This is a genomic window from Thiovibrio sp. JS02 (genome assembly GCF_053485635.1).
The window spans coordinates 3,359,653-3,378,201 of record NZ_CM130715.1 but is presented as its reverse complement, the minus strand read 5'-3'; the positions used below and the strand labels follow the sequence as shown (position 1 = coordinate 3,378,201).

Below are 18,549 nucleotides of genomic sequence, written 5' to 3'. Positions count from 1 at the left end.
CACCATGGCAGACGAGATCCGAAAAAAAGGAGCGGGCAAGGCCCTCATCTTCCTCCTCTTTCTCCTGGGCACTGTCGCCCTGTTCCGCTATACGCCGGCCAGGGAATATGTCTCGCCCGCGCGACTGCAGCAACTGGTCGCATCCTTCGGGCCCTGGGGGCCGCTGGCCTTTATCCTCCTTTATGCCGGCGGCATCTGCCTCTTTCTGCCGGCCACCCTGTTCACCGGCATCGGCGCCGTGCTCTTCGGCACCTTGCACGGCTTTCTCTACAATGAAGTGGGCGCCATGCTCGGCGCCTCCCTGGCCTTTTACATCGGCCGCTACCTGGGCCGCGACTTCGCCGCCGGCCTCATCGGCGACCGGCTCAAGCGCTACGACGATAAAATCGCGGCCAACGGCTTTGCCACGGTCCTCTACCTGCGCCTGGTCTTTTTCCCCTTCACCCCGCTCAACTTCGGCATGGGCTTGACCCGGGTCACCTTCAAGGACTACTTTCTCGGCACCCTGCTGGGCATTATCGCCGGCGGCTTCGTGCTGACCTTCCTCTTCGCCTCCCTGACCGAGGTCTGGAAATCCGGAGACTGGCTGCAACTGGCCAACTGGCAGACCCTGCTCTCCGTCGCTCTCTTTGGCGGCTCTTTTTTCATCCCCAGGCTGGTAAAACGATTTACGCCGGAGATATAGATGCGGCTTCCGCGAAACCATGCAGGGGAGAAGCGCTGATGCCGGAACTTCCCGAGGTGGAGGTGGTTTGCCAGGGCCTTGCCCCCCTGGTGACCAACAAAAAGATCCTTGCCGTCTCCTACAGCAACAAAAAGCTGCGCAAGCCCTTTCCCAGGGCGAAAATGTACGCGCATGTGGAAGGCGCCTTCATCCTGAAGGTGAGCAGGCGGGCAAAATACATCCTTCTCCACCTCACCAACCAGGCACTCATGGTCTTCCACCTGGGCATGACCGGCAAGATCGGCCTCTTCCCCGGAGATTCCCCCCGCAAAAAGCATGACCATCTGCGCTTTCTCCTTGATAACGGCAGGGAGATGCGCTTTCACGACGTGCGACGCTTCGGCTCGGTGGAAGTTTTCACGGCGGAAGAGCTGCGCAGGAGCGACCCCTTTGCCGGCCTCGGTCCGGAGCCCTTTTCCGATGCGTTTTCCGCCGACTATCTTTTCGCGAAGGCGCGCGGCAAGAAACTGCCCGTAAAAAGCTTTCTCATGGACAACGCGGTGGTGGTGGGGCTCGGCAATATCTATGCAAACGAGACCCTGTTTGCCGCCTGCACCCATCCCGAGACCCCGGCCCGCCGGCTGCTGAAGATGGACTGGCAACTCATTGTCAGGATGAGCCGAATCATCCTCGCCAAGGCCATTGCCATGGGAGGGTCCACCATTTCCGACTACGAAAACGCCAGCGGCAGGCCCGGCTATTTCCAGATGGAGCTTGCGGTCTATGGCAGACAGGGAAAGCCCTGCCCGCGCTGCCACGAGCCGGTGCGCCGCACGGTCCTCGGCGGCCGCGCCACCTTTTTCTGTGCCGTCTGCCAGAATATCGCGGAATAATCCCTGCTCTCGGCAAACCGTCAGATCTGCGCCACCGCCGGTCGTCAAGTTCCCTTTCTCCCCGCCGCCCCGCGACAAAGATCTTGACCTTAACTCAAACGATTGTTTTAATGCGCGGACGGCCCTTCGCCCGTGGGGGCTGATTTTTTCCCAGGGAGCACCCGATGACGCAAAAGGATACCAAAACCCGGCTCCTGGATGTGGCCGAGGCCTTGTTTGCCAAAAACGGTTACGCCAACACCTCGCTCCGCGCCGTGACCGGCAGGGCCGAAGCCAATCTGGCTTCGGTCAATTACCATTTCGGCAGCAAGGAGGCGCTGCTCACCTCTGTCCTGGCACGCCGGCTGCAGCCCTTGAATCGTCTGCGCAGGCAGCGGCTGGAGGCGGCCATGCTCCTGGCCCGGCAACAAAACCGGCCGCCCGAAGCCCGCGAGATCCTCCGCGCCTTCATCGAGCCGACCATGGCCTTCCGCAATTCGGGCCGGGGAGCCAAGGCCTTCATCATTATCATCAGCCGGGCCCTGGGCGACCCGGACCAGACGATGCGGGCCAGCTTCCTCAGTCAGATCATGCCGCTCATGACCTATTTCAGCGAATGCCTGGCCGCGGCCCTACCCCACCTTGACGGACGCCAACTCTTCTGGCGCTTCCACTTCATGATGGGTTCCCTGGCCCACGTCATGCACGGCCTTGACAAAAAGGATCTTTTCCCCAGGGAAATGCTGCCGGAAGAGCCGGACGCTCTGGTGGAGATGCTCTTGAACTTTCTGACCGCCGGCATGGAGGCTGCGCCATGAAAACCCTGCTTGAAACCACGCTGGCCTCCCTCCTTTTTTTAAGCCTCGCGGCCTGCGGCCTGCATGCCCCCCAGGCTGATCAGGGCGCAATGACCCTGCCCGAGGTCTTCATTGAGACCCAGGCCCCCGAGGCGGAAAGCCCGGCCCTGGGCCGCTGGTGGGAAATTTTCGACGATGCCGCCCTGAACCGGCTCCAGGAAGAGGCCCTGACCCACAACCTCGATGTGGCCCAGGCCCAGGCGCGGCTCAGCCAGGCGGAGGCCCTGGCCAGGATCGGCAGCGCGGCCCTTTTCCCCACCCTGAACGTGGGCGGCAAGGCCGGTCGCGACCAGCAGCAGGGGACGGCCGGCGAGGTGACGGTGGGCAGCCAGAGCCTCTCGGTGGCCGCGGGCTATGAGGTGGATCTCTGGCAAAAACTGCGGGCAAAAAGCGAGGCGGCCGGCCTCACCGCCCGCGCCTCCCGGGAAGACCTCAAGGCTCTCTACATGAGGCTCACCGCCCAGGTGGCGGATCTCTACTACCTGGGCGTGGAAAAGCGTGCGCAACTGGCCTTGAGCGACCGCATCATCGCCACCCTCACCGACACCCTGACCCGGGTGGAACGGCGCTACCAGGCCGGGATCGTCGGGCCGCTTGATCTCTACCAGGCCCGGCAGAACCTGCTTGAAGCCAAGGAAAGCCGACCGCAGTTCGCAGCGGCCCTGGCCACCAGCAACCACGCCCTCTCCGTCCTCCTCGGCCGCTTTCCCGACAACGCCCCGGCCGGCAACCTGGCGGAATTGCCCATGGCGCCGGAGGCTTTTCGCGCCGGGCTGCCCGCCAGCCTGCTGAAAAACCGGCCCGATCTCACCGCCGCCTTTCTGCGCCTCGCCGCGAAAGACGCTGAAGTGGCCGCGGCGGTCGCCGAACGCTTTCCGACCGTAAACCTCCTGGCCAGCTATGGCACCGGTCGAACCGACCTCGGCAGCCTGGTCACCTCCGGACCCTTCTGGAGCCTGCTCGCCCAGTTGAGCGCGCCGGTTTTCGATGCCGGCCGCCGCCGGGCCGAGGTGGAACGCAGCCAGGCCGCCTTTGCCGAGGCCGTTGCCTTCTACCGGCAGACGGTATTGCGGGCCGTCCAGGAGGTGGAGGACGCCCTGGCGCAGAATAGAGCAAGCGAGGAGCGCCTGGCCCTGCTCGCCGCCCGCAACGAGGCGACCGAAGCCAGCCTGCGCCTCTCCGAATACAACTATTTTGAAGGCTTGAGCGAGTATCTGCCGGTGTTGGTTGCCCAGCAGCTGCATTTCAAAACCCAGAGCACCCTGCTTGCCGCCCGCCGCCAGCTTCTGGCCGGCCGGATCAGTCTGGCCCGCAGCCTGGGCGGCAGCTGGTTTGAGACAACCCTGGCACAACACCTGGCCAGCGGAAAGGAGTCGGATTTATGAGTCCCGAGCACAAAGCCACAAAGATCCTGCTGCCCATTGCCATCATTCTGGCCGGCCTGGTTGTCACCGTCCTGCTCATCAAGGGCCGGCCGGCGCCGGCGAAAAAGGTGGAGACGGACAACGGCGCCCTGGTGCAGCTTCTCACCGTCAAGCCCCGGAATCTGCATCTTGAGATCGAAGGCACCGGCACGGTGCAGCCCCGACAGGAGGTCTCCATCACCCCGCAGATCAGCGGCCGGGTTGATTTTGTCGACCCGCGCTTCGTGGCCGGCGGATTCTTTCAGGAAGGCGAACTCTTTTTCACCATCGAAGCGGCGGATTACGCCCTGGCGGTGGAGCGTGCCAGAGCGGCCCTGGCCCAGGCCGAGGTCGCCCTGGCCACGGCCCAGGGCCGGGCGAAAATAGCCCGGCTCGAATGGGAGCAGCTGAAAAACCAGGGTCAGGAGGCCAATCCTCTGGTGCTGCACGAACCGCAACGCAAAGAAGCCGAAGCGGTTCTTGCTTCGGCCAGGGCGGCCCTGCGTCAGGCCGAGCTGGACCTGGACCGGACCAGGCTCACGGCCCCCTTCAACTGCCGGATCCGCAACGAAAGCATTGATCTGGGCCAGTATGTGAAAAGCGGCACCGGCTATGCCGCCATCGCCGGGACCGATGCCGCGGAGATCGTGGTTCCTCTCGCCTTGCCGGACATGGCCTGGCTGAATGTTCCCCGGGCCGGCCAGCGGAATGCGGAAGGAGAGGCCACGGTGCTGCTCACTGTTTCCGGCCGGGAATATTCCTGGCCCGGGCGGCTGGTGCGCTCCCTGGGCGAGGCGGATGTCCAGGGCCGCATGAGCCGGGTGGTGGTTGAGGTGCCCGAGCCCTATGCCGATTCCGCCGATCAACCGACCCGGCCTGAACTTGCCCCCAATACCTTTGTCCGGGTGCGGCTGCGCGGCAGGGCGCTCAAAGAGGTGTTTACCCTCCCCCGCTCGGCCTTGCGGGAAGGCGATACGGTCTGGCTCATGGACAGGGAGAACAAACTGCGGATCCGCCCCGTCCAGGTGCTCCGCCTTGAAAAGGAACGGGTTCTCCTGGGCAAGGGACTGAGCGAAGGCGACCGGGTCGTGCTCACCTATCTGTCCGGCGCCGCGGACGGCATGCGCCTGCGCCCCCTTGAGGAGGCCGGGCGATGAAAGGGCCGATAGCGTGGATGGCCCATAACCATGTGGCCGCCAATCTCCTGATGATGGTCTTTGTGGTTGGCGGCCTGGTCCTGGGCTATTCCATCAAGCAGGAGGTCTTTCCGGAGATCCTCCTCGACAAGGTGCAGGTCTCCGTGCTCTATCCCGGCGCCAGCCCCGAGGAGGTCGAGGAGGGCATAATCCTCAAGATCGAAGAAAACTTAAGCGGCGTGGACGGGATCAAGGAACTCAAATCCCTGGCCCTGGAAGGGGTGGGCACGGTCACCGCCACCATTGACACCGGCGCCGACGCAGACAAGGTGCTGCAGGATGTCAAGAGCGAGGTGGACCGGATCACCACCTTTCCGGAAGATGCGGAAAAGCCGGTGACCTCAAAGCTGGTCAACCGCCATGAGGTTGTCTCCCTGGTGGTGTACGGCAAGGCCTCGGAACGCACCCTGCGCGAATGGGCGGAAACCATGCGCGACGACCTGCTGGCCCTGGACGACATCACCCAAGCGGATCTTTCCGGGGTGCGGCCCTATGAGATTTCCATCGAGGTGCCCGAGGCCAACCTGCGTCGCTATAACCTGACCCTGGAGCAGATCGCCCAGGCGGTACGCAAGGCATCCCTGGACCTGCCCGGCGGCTCCATCAAGCCCGCGGGCGGGGAAATCCTGATCCGCACCAAGGAACGGCGCTACCATGGAGCCGGCTACGAGGAGATCGTGGTCAAGGTCAACGCGGACGCCACCCGGGTTCGGATCAAGGATATCGGCACGGTCCGCGACACCTTCGAGGAAACCGACACCTACGCCACCTTCGACGGCATGCCCGCCGCCATGGTCCGGGTATACCGGGTCGGAGATCAGAAGCCGCTGGCCATAGCCGATCTGGTCCGCGGCTATGCGGCGGCCAAAGGCAAGGAGCTGCCGGATTCCATCAAGGTCGCGGTCTGGAACGACTCCTCCGAAATATTCCAGAGCCGCATCAACCTCCTGCTGAAAAACGCCCTCTTAGGTCTGGTGCTGGTCTTCATCACCTTAAGCCTCTTTCTCCAGATGCGCCTGGCGCTCTGGGTCATGCTCGGCATTCCCATCTCCTTTCTGGGCGCCCTCTTCCTCATGCCAGCCCTGGACGCCTCCATCAACATGATCGCCCTCTTCGCCTTTATCATGGCCCTGGGCATCGTGGTGGACGACGCCATTGTCGTGGGCGAAAATGTTTACGAACACCGGCAGCAGGGGAAGAGCCACCTGCAGGCCGCCATCGATGGCGCCAGGGAGGTGGGCGGGCCTGTGGTTTTTTCGGTCTTGACCTCCGTGGCCGCCTTCCTCCCCCTCCTCTTTATTGAGGGAGTGCTGGGCAAATTCATCAAGGTGATCCCCCTGGTGGTGATTACCATCCTCATGGTTTCCCTGATCGAATCCCTCTTTGTTCTGCCCGCCCACTTGAGCCTGGGCAAGGCCAGGGAGAAAAAAAGCCACGGACTCACCGGTGGATTGGACCGGCTCCGGACCACCGTGAGCCGGAGCCTGGCGCGGTTTGTCCAGGGGCCTTACCGCTGGCAGCTCAACTGGTGCCTCGCCTACCGCTATGCCACCCTGGCCGCCGCCCTGGCCCTGCTTTTCATCACCATCGGCATCATCCGCGGCGGGGTGGTGAAATTCCGCTTCATGCCCGAGGTGGACGGCGACATCATCACCGTGAACCTGGAAATGCCCCGCGGCACCCTGATCCGCGAGACCGGCCGCATCGAGGCGCTGATCGTCGAAAAAGGCAAGGAGGTGGTGACTGAATACGACACCCGGAACCAGGAGGAGCAAAGCATTCTGCGTCATATCTATTCCGTGGTCGGCGGCACCATCGAGGATGGCGGCCCCGTGGGCGGAGGCGCCAGCACCGGCACCCATCTGGTCAACATCGCCATGCTCCTTGCCCCCAGCGAAAGCCGCGGAGTGGCGGCAACGGAAATCTCCAACCGCTGGCGGGAAAAGATCGGAGAAATCCCCGGGGCGGACACCCTGACCTTCACCTCCAATCTGATACGCATGGGCGCCAATATCGACGTGCAGCTGGCCCATGACGACATCAATGCGCTGATTCCCGCCGTGGATCGGCTGAAAAAGGTTCTCGGCCAGTACCCCGGGGTCACCGACATTGCGGACAACTACCCCCTGGGCAAGCGGGAGGTGAAACTCATGCTCACCGCGGAGGCGAGAACCCTGGGCATCACCGAAGAGGATCTCGCCCGGCAGATCCGCGGCGCCTTTTACGGCGCCGAAGCCCTTCGCCTGCAACGGGGGCGCAACGAGGTCAAGGTGATGGTGCGCTATCCGGAACAGGAACGAAACAGCCTTGGGGATCTGGAATCCATGCGGATCCGGACTCCGGCCGGCGGCGAGCTGCCTCTGGGCCGGGCCGCGCTGCTCACGGGAGGACGCGGCTACAGTGAAATCAACCGCATGGACCGCAAGCGGGTCATCAATGTCACGGCCACCGTGGACAGCAAGCAGGCCAACACCGAAGAGATTCTGACCGAACTGAAGGAAGGCCCCCTGAAGCAGTTGAGCGCCGACTACCCCGGCATGACCTACAGCCTGGAGGGAGAGGAAAAGGAGCGGCGCGATTCCATGCGCAGCATGCTGAGCGGCTTTGCTCTGGCGCTGTTCGGCATCTATGCCCTGCTGGCCATTCCCTTCCGCAGTTATTCCCAACCGCTGCTCATCATGGTGGCCATCCCCTTCGGCATTGTCGGCGCGGTGCTCGGCCATCTGTTCCTCGGCTTCAACCTGAGCATGCTGAGCCTGTTCGGCATTGTGGCGCTCTCCGGCGTGGTGGTCAACGATTCCCTCCTGCTCATCGATTTCATCAACAGCCACCGCCGGGAAGGAAAACCGCTGGCCCAGGCAGTCCTCGATGCCGGCCAGCGCCGCTTCCGGCCCATCCTTCTCACCTCGCTCACCACCTTTTTCGGCCTGATGCCCATGATCTTTGAAACCAGCGTGCAGGCGCAATTCCTTATCCCCATGGCCATCAGCCTCGGCTGCGGCATCCTTTTCGCCACCGGCATCACCCTGCTGCTGGTTCCCACTCTCTATGTCACCCTTGAGGAGATCAAGGAACTCGTCAGGGGCAGGCCGTCTCCGCTCTGAGGCGGAGAAGAGGGAGGCTCCCGGCAACCAGGCCCTCCCTCTCTTTTTTGTTTTCCGCTCCTGGCCGCACTTTTTCCAAAAAAATTCCCCAAACCCGCCCTCGCGCCCGAATAATAATGACGGCCGGACGGACGCGCCAGACAACAGAGAGCCGGCGCCTGGAAAAAAGCAAGAAATTTATTATGCCACGATGCAGTTATTTTCCTTTACGGCCGCCGAAAGCAGAGGTAGAGTCCCGCTGATTTATCTCCTTGTTTATGGGGAATAACCCCGGCGGGAGAAAAACACGCGGGACGCCATGCCCCTTGCGTGCGCTACCAGGAGGCAACCGTTGGCCCGCGCTGCTTGCGGGGCCAGCAATCCTATTTATCACAACTTATTTATTTGAGGAAAAACCACATGAAGAAGATCGTTGCTTTTGCCCTTATGGCCGTACTTGCTGCCGGCATGCTCGCCTGCAAACAGAAAGAAGAGACCGCTGTTGTTGCTCCGGCCGAACAGGCCGCTCCCGCTGTTGAGCAGGCTGCGCCCGCTGCCGAACAGGCCGCTCCCGTTGTTGAGCAGGCTGCCCCGGCCGCCGAAGAGGCCGCTCCCGCTGTTGAGCAGGCCGCCCCGGCCGCCGAAGAGGCTGCACCCGCCGCTGAGCAGGCTGCTCCCGCCGGCCAGCAGCAGTAATTGCAGCATCCCATCAGGGAGCCGGGCTGTCGCCCGGTTCCCTGCCGGGTTCCCCCCCCAGTTCTTTTTTCTTCCGCAATACTCGAGACTCGTCTCAGGGCAATAGAGCCAGCAGGGCCGCTGCCGCGCCCAACAGATCTTCCCGGCCATGGGCGCGGGTGATGGAAAACCGCAGACGGGCGCTGCCTTCCGGCACGGTGGGCGGCCGAACGGCGGTTACATAAAAACCCCTTTCCCGAAGTCTCTCCGCCTTGACCAACGCTGTGCCGCTCTCGCCGAGGACAACGGGAATTATCTGGGATGGCCCCAGATCCGCGGTCATCCCCCCGGAACGCAAGGCCTCTTTGAACAGGGCGATCTTTTCCCACAGCTCATGCCTCAGGTTGGGCTCCTCCTGGATAAGGCGCACGGCGGCAAGGGATGCCGCCGCCACTGCCGGCGGCAGGGCCGTGGAAAAGATGAAGCTGCGGGCCCGGTTGACCAGATATTCGACCATCTCCCGGCTGGCCGCCACATAGGCGCCGTAGCTGCCCAGGGCCTTGCCGAAAGTTCCCATGGCCAGATCCACTTTCCTGCTCAACCCTTCCTCCTCGATCACTCCGCCGCCATTGGCACCGAAAACGCCGGTGGCATGGGCCTCGTCCACCATGAGCAGACAGTCGTAGCGCTCCTTGAGTTCCACCAGGGCCGGTAATGGACAGCGATCACCATCCATGGAGTAGATGGATTCCGCCACGACCAGGGCGGTGCCGCTGCCCCGCTTTTCCTTGAGCAACTCCTCGAGATGCCCCATGTCGTTATGCCGGAAACGGATGAGTTTGGCCGCGGAAAGCCGACAGCCGTCATGGATGGACGCGTGGTTCAGCCGGTCGGAGAAGATGACATCGTTGCGGCCGACCAGGGCAGAGATGATGCCGGCATTGGCCATGTAGCCGCTGCCGAAGGTGAGCGCGGCCTCCTTGCCCTTGAGGCGGGCCACCGCCTCCTCCAGTTCATGGTGGATGGCAAGGTCGCCGCTCATCAGACGGGCAGCCCCAGAGCCGGTACCATACCTGGCCAGCGCTTCACGGGCGGCGGCGGCCAGGGCCGGATGGCGGGCCAGCCCCAGATAATCGTTGGAGGAAAAATCACTGAGAGGGGGGCCGGCCTTCTCCTCAAGCAGGATGAGCCGGCCTTCTTCGTCGCGCAGGAGAGGACGGAGGGTGCGCAGGCCGCCCTTCCGCTTTTGCCCGGCAAGCCAGGCAGTCAGATCGACCATATCCGCTGCATCTCCCGGGCAAACCGGCGATCCGCTTCCGGGTCGCGGCCCCGCTGGGTCAGGTAGCCGCCGATCATCATGGCGTCGGCCCCGGCCATGAAGGCGGAACTCAAAAAATCGGCCAGCGCTGTTTCCCGGCCGGCTGCGAGACGGATGGGCACCGCGGGCAGAATCAGGCGGTAGAGGGCTATTGCCCGCAGGATCTCCGCCAGGCCCAGAGGCGCGTTGCCGGCAAAAGGCGTCCCCGGCAGGGGAATGAGGATGTTGAGGGGCACCGATTCCACCCGGCACTCCTTGAGGCTCAAGGCCATGGAGAGGCGGTCGTCCTCGCTCTCCCCCAACCCGAAGATCCCGCCGCTGCAAACCGTGAGCCCAGCGGCATGGGAGGCATGGATGGTATCAAGGCGCTCGGCGAAGCTGTGGGTGGTGCAAACCTTGGCAAAATATTCCGCCGAGGTCTCCAAATTGTGGTGGTACCGGGAAACCCCCGCCTCTTTCAGCTCGCGCAGATCCTTTTCCGCAAGAATCCCCAGGGAGGCGCAGACCTTGATGCCCACCTCGGAGCGGATTGCCGCGATGATTTCCTTGACCTTCTCCAGATCCTTGCCGGAAAGGCCTCTGCCGCTGGTGACCAGGGAAAAGCGGCTGGCCCCGATTTTTTTGGCTTCGCCTGCGGCCGCCAGGATCTCCTCCCTGCTTTTCAAGGGGTAGACGGGCGTATCGGTGCGGTAGTGGGCGGACTGCACGCAAAAACGGCAGTCTTCGCTGCATTTGCCGGACTTGGCGTTGATGATGCTGCAAAAGGAAAAGGCCTTGCCCCGCTCGGCAAGCTTGACGGCGAGCGCCCGCCGCATCAGTTCGGAAAGCGGAAGCGCCTGAAGGGCGACGATGTCGGGGGGCAGGGGATGCATGTTTGCTTACAATACCGCCTCAAAGGGGGAAATGATCGGTGCGGGCCGGGCCGCCTCCTTGGCTCCCGCCAGGGCAAAGCGTCTCAACCCTTCAGGCCGAAAATCGAGCCCTTGCGCCGTGCCAGCGACGGAGTACGGTTTCCCCGACGGTGGGGGCGTTTCCTGCCCCGGCTCTTCGTCTTTTCCGGCGCGGGCAGAGCCTCGGCGGCGGGCAGGGATTCGACAAGAGGTCCGCCGGTCGCCTCCAGATAAATCCGGTAAAAAAGCAGGCCGTCGCCAAAATAGCTTTTTTTCCTGAGCCAGCCCGGCCAGTCCTTTTCCTTGCCCTGACGGAGAAAAACAGGCAGATTGACCAAAAGAGAGGCAATGGCCTCCTTGGAGGCGCGCTTGACGTTGAGATGGGTCAGTTCGGCGTCGATCTGGTTGCGCATCTTTCGGGAAAAAGCAAAGGCATCCTGGCCTTTGAGGTCCAGGCTGAGCAGGGAAAATTTGGCCTGGGCCCAGGGCAGCATCAGCACCGCGAGCAGGATCTGTTCGGCCAGCGGTTTTTCCTTCTGCAGCCGGTCAACCACCCGGCAGAGCCGCACCAGGCGTTCGGTCTCTTCGCCGGCCGCCTCGCCCTCCCTGCTGATCACCCCCTCATAGAAGGGGAAGAGCAGGAAAAAAAGGCCGCAGGCGCGGGCCAGTTCAAGCCAGGGGGCGGTGGCGCCGCTGTAGAGATCCTTGAAGAGCTCATCACGCACCCGGGAATCCGGGCAGAGCTTCAGGGTGTCGAGATGCTTGAGAATCGCCTGCCAGGTCTGCTCCTCAATGGTGAAGCCGCTTCTCGCCGCATGGCGGATGGCCCGCATGATCCGGACCGGATCACGGACAATGCGACGCTCCGGGTCGCCGACAATGCGGACAATCCTGTTGTTGAGATCGCTCACCCCACCGGTGTAATCGATGATGGTGAAGTTTTCGATTTCGTAAAAAAGGGCGTTGATGGTGAGGTCGCGCCGGAAGGCGTCTTCCGCCTCGGAACCGAAGGAATTGTTGTGGGCCAGCACCTCGTCCTCGGCCTCATCGTCATACTCGCTGCGGCAGCGCAGGGTGGACACCTCGACGATCTTGCCGCCGAAGAAGAAAACCTGCACCAGCCGGAAGCGCCGGCCGATTATGCGGCTGTTGCGAAAGAGGGTGCGCAGCTGGCCTGGCCGCGCATTGGTGCTGATGTCGAAATCCTTGGGGGTCTTGCCGAGATACAGGTCGCGGACGGCCCCACCGACCAGATAGGCGGAAAAACCGGCATCGCGCAGGCGATACATGACCTTGAGCGCCTCTCGATCAATATCCTTGCGGGAGATGGAATGCTCGGAACGCGGAATTATCAGGGGTTCCGGCAGGTCTGGGGCGGGCCCCATGGCAGACTCTGGGCTGGCGTGCAATGTGGCGCTCTCTCGTCTTAATAAACGGCAGACGGTTCCTTGTACATGGATTCAGCCTGGGAAACAAACTGATCGAACACCTCGCGGACCGAGAGGATGTCTTTGATCTTGAAAACATTTTCCCCGGAAAAGACCAGGCCTTCCTCTATATTGCCCTCGCAGGCCTTGATGAGCCTCTCGCTGATACAATAGACATGATCGCATTTTTTCAGACACTTGTACTTGCAGTCCTTGGCGGTGAGCGCCTCCTTCTTGAGGAGCTGTTCGACAAAGGGTGTCTTGATGGCGCGCCCCGGCAACCCAACCGGCGACTTGATCAGGGCGATGTCGTCTTTATTGGCATGCAGCATGGCCTGCTTGAAATTTTCCGAAACCGAGCATTCCCTGGTGAGGACGAAACGGGTGGCGATCTGCACCCCGTCGGCGCCGTATTTGTCCATCATTTCGGCCATTTCAAAGCCGTTGCTGATGCCGCCCGCAGCGATGAGGGGCACCTTCTTGACCACTTTGCGGATCTCCGGGAACAGGTCCCGCAGGGCCACATCGGTGCCAAGATGGCCGCCGGCCTCCTTGGCCTCGACAACGATGGCCGCGGCCCCAAGCTTTTCGGCAAGCTGGGCGAAGGAAGGCGACGAGACGATGGAAACAATGGGGGTATTGGTGTCCTTGCCGATCTTGAAAATATCCCGGGAAAAACCGGCGCCGGTGACGATCATGTCCACCCCGGCCTCGATGGAACCCATGACCAGATTGTAGAAATTTTTCATGGCGAACATGATGTTCACCGCGATGATCCCCTTGGTCGCGGCTTTGGCCTTCCGGATATCCGCCTGCAGTTCCTCCACCGGGATGGCCGAGCCGCCAATGGTGCCGATACCGCCGCATTCGGCAACGGGAACGGCCAGAGCGGAGGTGGAAACCCGAATGGACATGCCGCCCTGAACGAGAGGCACCGGGGCCGTGAACCGGCCGATCTTGAGGGGAGGTAGCTTCATGCTCTCTTGTGCTCCATTTGAATGAAAATCGAAATAGCTACTATGCTTTTTTTCTTTTTTTTTGTCAAGAAAACCTTCCCGGCCGGAAAAGTACGTCTTTTTAGGGAGAAGCGGAGATCTTTTGCCCTTTTCCCGATTCCGTATTACAGTTACCACCGGAAATTGTGTGGGGCCAAGGTGTAACCGATTTTCAGCCAATTATGCAACATTAATATCTCCGCCCTGTGGGGGAACCGCCATGCGCATCCATCCCGGCCTGATCGGTTTTGACATCGACGGCGTTGTCGCCGACACCATGGAGGCCTTCATCCGCATCGCCAAGCACGACTACGACACCACCGTGCACCCCGAGGAGATCACCGAATTCCAGGTGGAGGATTGCCTGGCGATGGACCCGAAGGCCATTGGCGAAATATTCGGCCGCCTCATGGAAGAACCCATTGCCTGCAGCCTCACGATGATGCCCGATGCCCGAAAGGTGCTCAGCGAATTTTCCCGGCATGCGCCGCTCACCTTCATCACCGCGCGGCCCCGGAAAAAACCCATCGCCCGCTGGCTGAAACAGGAACTGGGTCCCCAGGTTTACGGGCGGGTGCGCCTGATCGCCACCGGCGAGCATGACACGAAGGCCGAACATATCCGGGAAATGGGTCTTGGCGTTTTCGTGGATGACCGGGCCCAGACCTGCCTGCAGCTCTCCCGCGAAGAGGGGATTTCCCCCATTGTCTTCCGGCAGCCCTGGAACCGTGGCAAACATGCGCTGCCCGAAGTGGAAAGCTGGCTCGGGATCCGCAGCCTCTGCTTCGCCGAATTCCGCCTGCCCTGAAAACGCCGAAAATTCGTGCCCGTCAACGAGGAGAACAAAAACATGCGCTGCGACAAATGTGGTCAGGAGATAAATCCGTATAGAAATCCTGTGCCGACTGTGGATATAATAATCGAAACAAACGGCGGGATCGTGCTGATCAAAAGAAAAAATCCGCCGCCAGGCTGGGCATTGCCCGGTGGTTTTGTCGATTACGGCGAAACCCTGGAGCAGGCCGCCGCCCGAGAAGCCCTGGAGGAAACGGGCCTGGCCGTGCAACAGCTTCGCCAGTTCCACACCTACTCGGACCCCAGCCGCGACCCCCGCCTCCACACGGTGAGCACGGTTTTCATCGCCACCGCCACCGGAACGCCCCGGGCCGGCGACGATGCCGGCGAGGCAAAGATATTCACCGAACAGACCTTGCCGGCCCTGGCCTTTGACCACAAAAAGATACTGAATGACTATTTTACGGCAAACCGAACATCCGACTGACGTGAGCACCCGCGTCCTCCTGGTGGACGACGATCCCTTCATCCTCGAGATGCTGAAGGTTTCCATGCAGGCCTTCGGCTACGGCTACGATACGGCCTGCGACGGCCAGGTGGCCATGGAGAAGCTCAAGGAGGGAGAATTCACCATCGTCATCACCGACATGACCATGCCGCGCTGCGACGGCATGCAGCTGCTCAAACATATCAAGACCGAGTACCCGCAGCTTGAGGTCATCGTCATTACCGGCTACACAGATGCCTACACCTATACCGAGGTCATCCGGGCCGGAGCCAGCGACTTCCTCTCCAAGCCCTTCAACGTCGATGAGCTTGAGGCCAAACTGAGCCGGGTGATCCGGGAGCAGCGGCTGATCAGAAAACTCGAACACCTCTCCATGTCCGACGTGCTCACCGACCTCTTCAACCGGCGCTGCTTCGAGATGAAACTGGAAGAGGAGATCCCCCGCGCCCACCGGCAGGGCTACCCCGTCTTCCTCGCCCTGATCGATGTGGACCGTTTCAAGGAGTACAACGATCAGTATGGCCACCAGGCCGGCGATCGGGCCCTGCAGGAAATCGGCCGGATTCTCATGCACTGCACCAGGGAAAACGTGGATTGGTGTTTCCGTTTCGGCGGCGATGAATTCGCGGTCATCATCCCCTACACCACCATTGAGCAGGCCGGACAGATCGCCGCGCGCATCCTTGACCGCTACCGCCAGCAGGAACAGTATGCCTCCACCAGCCTCAGCGTCGGCCTGGCCCAGTTTGTCCGGCACCCTGGCCGGTCCTGGCCCGAGGATATCGCCGATTTTGTCGCCAGGGCGGACAAGGCCCTCTACGCGAGCAAAAGCCAGGGCGGCAACCGGGTGGCTTCCGACTCTTCGGTGCCGGCCCTCGACTGACCCGGCCGTCATCCCCGTCGGCAGGCAACGCCGTGCCGCCATTTTTCCGAAAAATCCCCCCTGCCCTGTTCCGTATCCTGCTGAACGCGTACACCCTTAACAAACAATACCCCTTTTTTCTCCTGCCCAGCCTCCGGAGCGCATCAGAGAAAATTCTTTCTGTTTCAGGACGTTACGAAACAACTGCTCCGGCAGATCCCCGCGACGGCGACAATCCCCCATGCAAACCGGCTGCATAAAAGGTTTGTATTTGCGCAATTTCTCTGGTATATAACCCCGATCTATCAAAGGAGGATTGTTTTCATGGCAAAAAGCACAACTACAACCAAAACAAAGTCCAGTGTCGATGCAGGTGAAATGAGCTTTGCTCAGATGTTTGAGGAAAGCCTCAAGGTGGCGGAGGTGGGCGAAGTAGTGCCCGGCAATGTTATCGCCATTTCCAACGATTATGTCGTGATTGACATTGGCGACAAGTCGGAAAGTGAGATCCACTGTTCCGAGTTCAAGAACGAAAACGGTGAAATCGAGGTCAAGGTAGGCGACATCTTTGACGTGTTCGTGGAGAAGCGCGAGGCCGAGGGCGGCCTGAAACTCTCCCGCGAGAAAGCCGTCGGCATCAAGGTCTGGGAAGACATCGCCAAGATCCAGGAAGCGGACGGCACCATTTCCGGCCGCATCGACAACCGGGTCAAGGGCGGACTTTCCGTCGACATCGGCGTTCCGGCCTTCCTGCCCTACTCGCAGATCGATCTCCGCCCTGTCAAGGATCTGGACAGCCTCATCGGCCAGACCTTTGAGTTCAAGGTTCTCAAATACAATCGCAAGCGCAACAACGTGGTGATCTCCCGTCGGGCGATTCTCGAGGACGAGCGCAAGAAGCTGCGCGAAGAAATGCAGTCCAACCTCATCGAGGGCCAGGTGGTTACCGGCACCATTACCAACATCACCGACTACGGTATCTTCATCGATCTGGGCGGCATGGACGGCCTCTGCCACATCACCGACCTCTCCTGGGGCCGGGTTTCCCACCCCTCCAAGCTCTTCAAGGTCGGCGAGGAGATCCAGGTCAAGGTTCTCAAGTACGACCGCGACAACGACAAGGTTTCCCTGGGCGTCAAGCAGCTCAAGGACGATCCCTGGGCAACCGTGCAGGACCGTTACCCCATCAGCGCCAAGACCAAGGGCAAGGTGGTGAGCATCACCGATTACGGTGTCTTTGCCGAGCTTGAGGAAGGCGTTGAAGGCCTCATCCATGTTTCCGAGATGTCCTGGTCCAAAAAGACCCGCCATCCCTCCAAGATCGTCAGCGTCGGTGACGCGGTGGAAGTGGTCATTCTCAATATCGACGTGGATGCCAAGCGGATTTCCCTGGGCATGAAGCAGCTGCAGCCCAACCCCTGGGATCTGGTCAGCGAGAACTACCCCGTGGGCTCCATCATCGAAGGCAAGATCAAGAACATCACCGACTTCGGCGTCTTCATCGGCATCGAAGAAGGCATCGACGGCCTGATCCATGTTTCCGATCTTTCCTGGACCGAGCGCATCAAACATCCGTCCGAGAAGTACAGCAAGGGCGAAACCATCCAGGCGGTGGTGCTCAAGATCGACCGTGAAAACGAACGGTTCTCCCTGGGCGTCAAACAGCTCGAACCCGATCCCTGGCAGGCCGCCATCGAGAAGTATCCGGTTGGCTCCACCGTGCAGGGCAAGATCACCAATGTCACCGAATTCGGCATCTTCGTAGAGGTTGAAGAGGGTATCGAAGGCCTGGTGCATGTCTCCGAGATCAGCAAGGACAAGGTTACCACCCCGGTGGGCATGTACAATGTCGGGGACAGCCTTGAGGCAAAAGTGATCAATGTTTCCGCCAAAGACCGCAAAATCGGTCTCTCCATCAAGGCCCTCACCGATGATTCCGGGGAAGGCTCCTACGAGGAGTACAAGCAGAAGCAGGCCAAGAGCGGTCCTTCCACCATCGGCGACCTCCTGAAGGAAGAGATGGACAATAAGGCCCAGGAGTAGCCGGTAAACTTTTTTCAACTTGAGTCTGTCATGTCAGAAAGGTTATTCCGCCAAAGGCATCCGGTGTTCACAGGGTTGTTGGTCCTGGGCGCCATCATGCTGTTCTTCTGGGGCGGAATAACCTTTTTTGTTTCCAGCCTCACCCGCCCGAGCCAGGCCGAGATCTTCAGCAAGGAAGGCATCGGCGTCATCGACATCAAGGGCGTCATTGTCGAATCGGAAGAGATCATCGGCAACCTGATCACTTTCCGCGATGACGCCAAGGTGAAAGCCATTGTCCTGCGGGTCGACAGCCCGGGCGGCACGGTGGGCGCCTCCCAGGAGATTTACGAAGAGGTCCGCCGCACCAACGAAACCAAGCCGGTGGTGGCATCCATGGGCTCGGTCGCCGCCTCGGGCGGACTCTATGTCTCTTTGGGCGCGGCAAAGGTCGTGGCCAATGCCGGCACCTTGACCGGCAGCATGGGGGTGATCTTCAAATTTGCCAACCTGGAAGGCCTGTTTGAGAAGATCGGCTACAAGAGCGAGGTGGTAAAAAGCGGCAGGCTCAAGGACATCGGTTCTTCCTCCCGGCCCATGACCGAGGAGGAGCGGCAGATGCTCCAAGGCCTGATCGACGTCGTGCACGGCCAGTTCGTGCAGGCCGCCGTGGAAAGCAGGTCGGTGTCCGAAGAGGAGGTCCGCAAAATCGCCGATGGCCGGATTTTTTCCGGGCAGCAGGCCAAGGAATATGGCCTCGTCGACCAGCTCGGCAACTTCACCGACGCGGTGATGCTGGCGGCCAGACTGGCCGGCCTGAAGGAAGAAGGAATGCCGCAGCTCATCTATCCCGAGGAGGAGGATTTCTCCCTGCTGCGATTGATGACCGGCAAGAAAAGTCAATCTTTGTTACAACAGACCGCTGTGTCTGGCCCGGCCCTCGCCTATGAATGGACCGGGACTTTGCGATAGGAGTCTTAGG

Annotated in this window: 16 protein-coding genes; 11 read left to right on the top strand and 5 right to left on the bottom strand. The window is 61.2% G+C overall.

All coding sequences use genetic code 11. The annotated features are described in order from the left end of the window. Window positions 1–4 precede the first annotated feature (4 nt). The 6 genes from ACUUL3_RS15510 to ACUUL3_RS15485 all read left to right on the top strand — a co-directional run bounded on the left by ACUUL3_RS15510 (window position 5) and on the right by ACUUL3_RS15485 (window position 8,096). On the top strand, window positions 5–685 hold the full coding sequence (locus ACUUL3_RS15510; RefSeq protein WP_448552867.1) for a TVP38/TMEM64 family protein: 681 nt from the start codon (window positions 5–7) through the stop codon (window positions 683–685). Window positions 686–723: 38 nt separating this feature from the next. Next, window positions 724–1,557, top strand: coding sequence for a bifunctional DNA-formamidopyrimidine glycosylase/DNA-(apurinic or apyrimidinic site) lyase (gene mutM, locus ACUUL3_RS15505; RefSeq protein WP_448552865.1), 834 nt, complete (start codon window positions 724–726; stop codon window positions 1,555–1,557). Between the two features lie 164 nt (window positions 1,558–1,721). Further along, window positions 1,722–2,354 carry a TetR/AcrR family transcriptional regulator gene (locus ACUUL3_RS15500; protein ID WP_448552863.1) on the top strand — a complete coding sequence of 211 codons (633 nt, stop codon included), beginning with the start codon at window positions 1,722–1,724 and terminating at the stop codon, window positions 2,352–2,354. Then, complete coding sequence (locus tag ACUUL3_RS15495) at window positions 2,351–3,778, top strand: efflux transporter outer membrane subunit (RefSeq protein WP_448552860.1); 1,428 nt, start codon at window positions 2,351–2,353, stop codon at window positions 3,776–3,778. The genes ACUUL3_RS15500 and ACUUL3_RS15495 overlap by 4 nt, the downstream gene beginning before the upstream one ends. Next, the gene (locus ACUUL3_RS15490) at window positions 3,775–4,953 is read left to right on the top strand and encodes an efflux RND transporter periplasmic adaptor subunit (protein ID WP_448552859.1); all 1,179 of its coding nucleotides are present in this window, start codon (window positions 3,775–3,777) and stop codon (window positions 4,951–4,953) included. Before ACUUL3_RS15495 ends, ACUUL3_RS15490 begins: the two co-directional genes overlap by 4 nt. Further along, the gene (locus ACUUL3_RS15485; protein ID WP_448552857.1) at window positions 4,950–8,096 is read left to right on the top strand and encodes an efflux RND transporter permease subunit; all 3,147 of its coding nucleotides are present in this window, start codon (window positions 4,950–4,952) and stop codon (window positions 8,094–8,096) included. Before ACUUL3_RS15490 ends, ACUUL3_RS15485 begins: the two co-directional genes overlap by 4 nt. A gap of 369 nt (window positions 8,097–8,465) precedes the next feature. Here ACUUL3_RS15485 and ACUUL3_RS15480 read toward each other — a convergent pair whose 3' ends face one another. The 5 genes from ACUUL3_RS15480 to ACUUL3_RS15460 form a co-directional block, all read right to left on the bottom strand. Continuing rightward, window positions 8,466–8,780 (bottom strand): hypothetical protein, encoded by a 315-nt coding sequence (locus ACUUL3_RS15480; protein ID WP_448552855.1) that lies wholly within the window; start codon window positions 8,778–8,780, stop codon window positions 8,466–8,468. Window positions 8,781–8,865: 85 nt separating this feature from the next. After that, on the bottom strand, window positions 8,866–10,029 hold the full coding sequence (bioF, locus tag ACUUL3_RS15475; protein ID WP_448552853.1) for an 8-amino-7-oxononanoate synthase: 1,164 nt from the start codon (window positions 10,027–10,029) through the stop codon (window positions 8,866–8,868). Further along, on the bottom strand, window positions 10,017–10,940 hold the full coding sequence (gene bioB, locus ACUUL3_RS15470) for a biotin synthase BioB (protein WP_448552851.1): 924 nt from the start codon (window positions 10,938–10,940) through the stop codon (window positions 10,017–10,019). The genes bioF and bioB overlap by 13 nt, the downstream gene beginning before the upstream one ends. 83 nt (window positions 10,941–11,023) lie before the next feature. After that, complete coding sequence (gene pcnB, locus ACUUL3_RS15465) at window positions 11,024–12,343, bottom strand: polynucleotide adenylyltransferase PcnB (protein ID WP_448552850.1); 1,320 nt, start codon at window positions 12,341–12,343, stop codon at window positions 11,024–11,026. A 41-nt stretch (window positions 12,344–12,384) separates the two neighbouring features. Beyond that, entirely contained in the window at window positions 12,385–13,362 is a 978-nt protein-coding gene (locus tag ACUUL3_RS15460) for an NAD(P)H-dependent flavin oxidoreductase (RefSeq protein WP_448552848.1), read from the bottom strand. A 238-nt stretch (window positions 13,363–13,600) separates the two neighbouring features. Between ACUUL3_RS15460 and ACUUL3_RS15455 the strand changes: the two genes are divergently transcribed. From ACUUL3_RS15455 to sppA, 5 genes are all read left to right on the top strand, one after another. Beyond that, the gene (locus ACUUL3_RS15455) at window positions 13,601–14,188 is read left to right on the top strand and encodes a 5' nucleotidase, NT5C type (RefSeq protein ID WP_448552847.1); all 588 of its coding nucleotides are present in this window, start codon (window positions 13,601–13,603) and stop codon (window positions 14,186–14,188) included. Between the two features lie 42 nt (window positions 14,189–14,230). Then, window positions 14,231–14,662, top strand: a complete 432-nt coding sequence (locus ACUUL3_RS15450; protein ID WP_448552845.1) for an NUDIX domain-containing protein — start codon at window positions 14,231–14,233, stop codon at window positions 14,660–14,662. After that, window positions 14,628–15,566, top strand: coding sequence for a diguanylate cyclase domain-containing protein (locus ACUUL3_RS15445; protein WP_448552843.1), 939 nt, complete (start codon window positions 14,628–14,630; stop codon window positions 15,564–15,566). The genes ACUUL3_RS15450 and ACUUL3_RS15445 overlap by 35 nt, the downstream gene beginning before the upstream one ends. A gap of 372 nt (window positions 15,567–15,938) precedes the next feature. Beyond that, window positions 15,939–17,588 carry a 30S ribosomal protein S1 gene (locus ACUUL3_RS15440; protein ID WP_448552841.1) on the top strand — a complete coding sequence of 550 codons (1,650 nt, stop codon included), beginning with the start codon at window positions 15,939–15,941 and terminating at the stop codon, window positions 17,586–17,588. Between the two features lie 30 nt (window positions 17,589–17,618). Continuing rightward, on the top strand, window positions 17,619–18,539 hold the full coding sequence (sppA, locus tag ACUUL3_RS15435; RefSeq protein ID WP_448552839.1) for a signal peptide peptidase SppA: 921 nt from the start codon (window positions 17,619–17,621) through the stop codon (window positions 18,537–18,539). Window positions 18,540–18,549: the final 10 nt, after the last annotated feature.

Coding starts and splice junctions, on each gene's coding strand:
- ACUUL3_RS15510 (WP_448552867.1), top strand. CDS start 5: ATGGCAGACGAGATCCGAAAAAAAGGAGCGGGCAAGGCCCTCATCTTC.
- mutM (WP_448552865.1), top strand. CDS start 724: ATGCCGGAACTTCCCGAGGTGGAGGTGGTTTGCCAGGGCCTTGCCCCC.
- ACUUL3_RS15500 (WP_448552863.1), top strand. CDS start 1,722: ATGACGCAAAAGGATACCAAAACCCGGCTCCTGGATGTGGCCGAGGCC.
- ACUUL3_RS15495 (WP_448552860.1), top strand. CDS start 2,351: ATGAAAACCCTGCTTGAAACCACGCTGGCCTCCCTCCTTTTTTTAAGC.
- ACUUL3_RS15490 (WP_448552859.1), top strand. CDS start 3,775: ATGAGTCCCGAGCACAAAGCCACAAAGATCCTGCTGCCCATTGCCATC.
- ACUUL3_RS15485 (WP_448552857.1), top strand. CDS start 4,950: ATGAAAGGGCCGATAGCGTGGATGGCCCATAACCATGTGGCCGCCAAT.
- ACUUL3_RS15480 (WP_448552855.1), bottom strand. CDS start 8,780: ATGCTGCAATTACTGCTGCTGGCCGGCGGGAGCAGCCTGCTCAGCGGC.
- bioF (WP_448552853.1), bottom strand. CDS start 10,029: ATGGTCGATCTGACTGCCTGGCTTGCCGGGCAAAAGCGGAAGGGCGGC.
- bioB (WP_448552851.1), bottom strand. CDS start 10,940: ATGCATCCCCTGCCCCCCGACATCGTCGCCCTTCAGGCGCTTCCGCTT.
- pcnB (WP_448552850.1), bottom strand. CDS start 12,343: ATGGGGCCCGCCCCAGACCTGCCGGAACCCCTGATAATTCCGCGTTCC.
- ACUUL3_RS15460 (WP_448552848.1), bottom strand. CDS start 13,362: ATGAAGCTACCTCCCCTCAAGATCGGCCGGTTCACGGCCCCGGTGCCT.
- ACUUL3_RS15455 (WP_448552847.1), top strand. CDS start 13,601: ATGCGCATCCATCCCGGCCTGATCGGTTTTGACATCGACGGCGTTGTC.
- ACUUL3_RS15450 (WP_448552845.1), top strand. CDS start 14,231: ATGCGCTGCGACAAATGTGGTCAGGAGATAAATCCGTATAGAAATCCT.
- ACUUL3_RS15445 (WP_448552843.1), top strand. CDS start 14,628: ATGACTATTTTACGGCAAACCGAACATCCGACTGACGTGAGCACCCGC.
- ACUUL3_RS15440 (WP_448552841.1), top strand. CDS start 15,939: ATGTTTGAGGAAAGCCTCAAGGTGGCGGAGGTGGGCGAAGTAGTGCCC.
- sppA (WP_448552839.1), top strand. CDS start 17,619: ATGTCAGAAAGGTTATTCCGCCAAAGGCATCCGGTGTTCACAGGGTTG.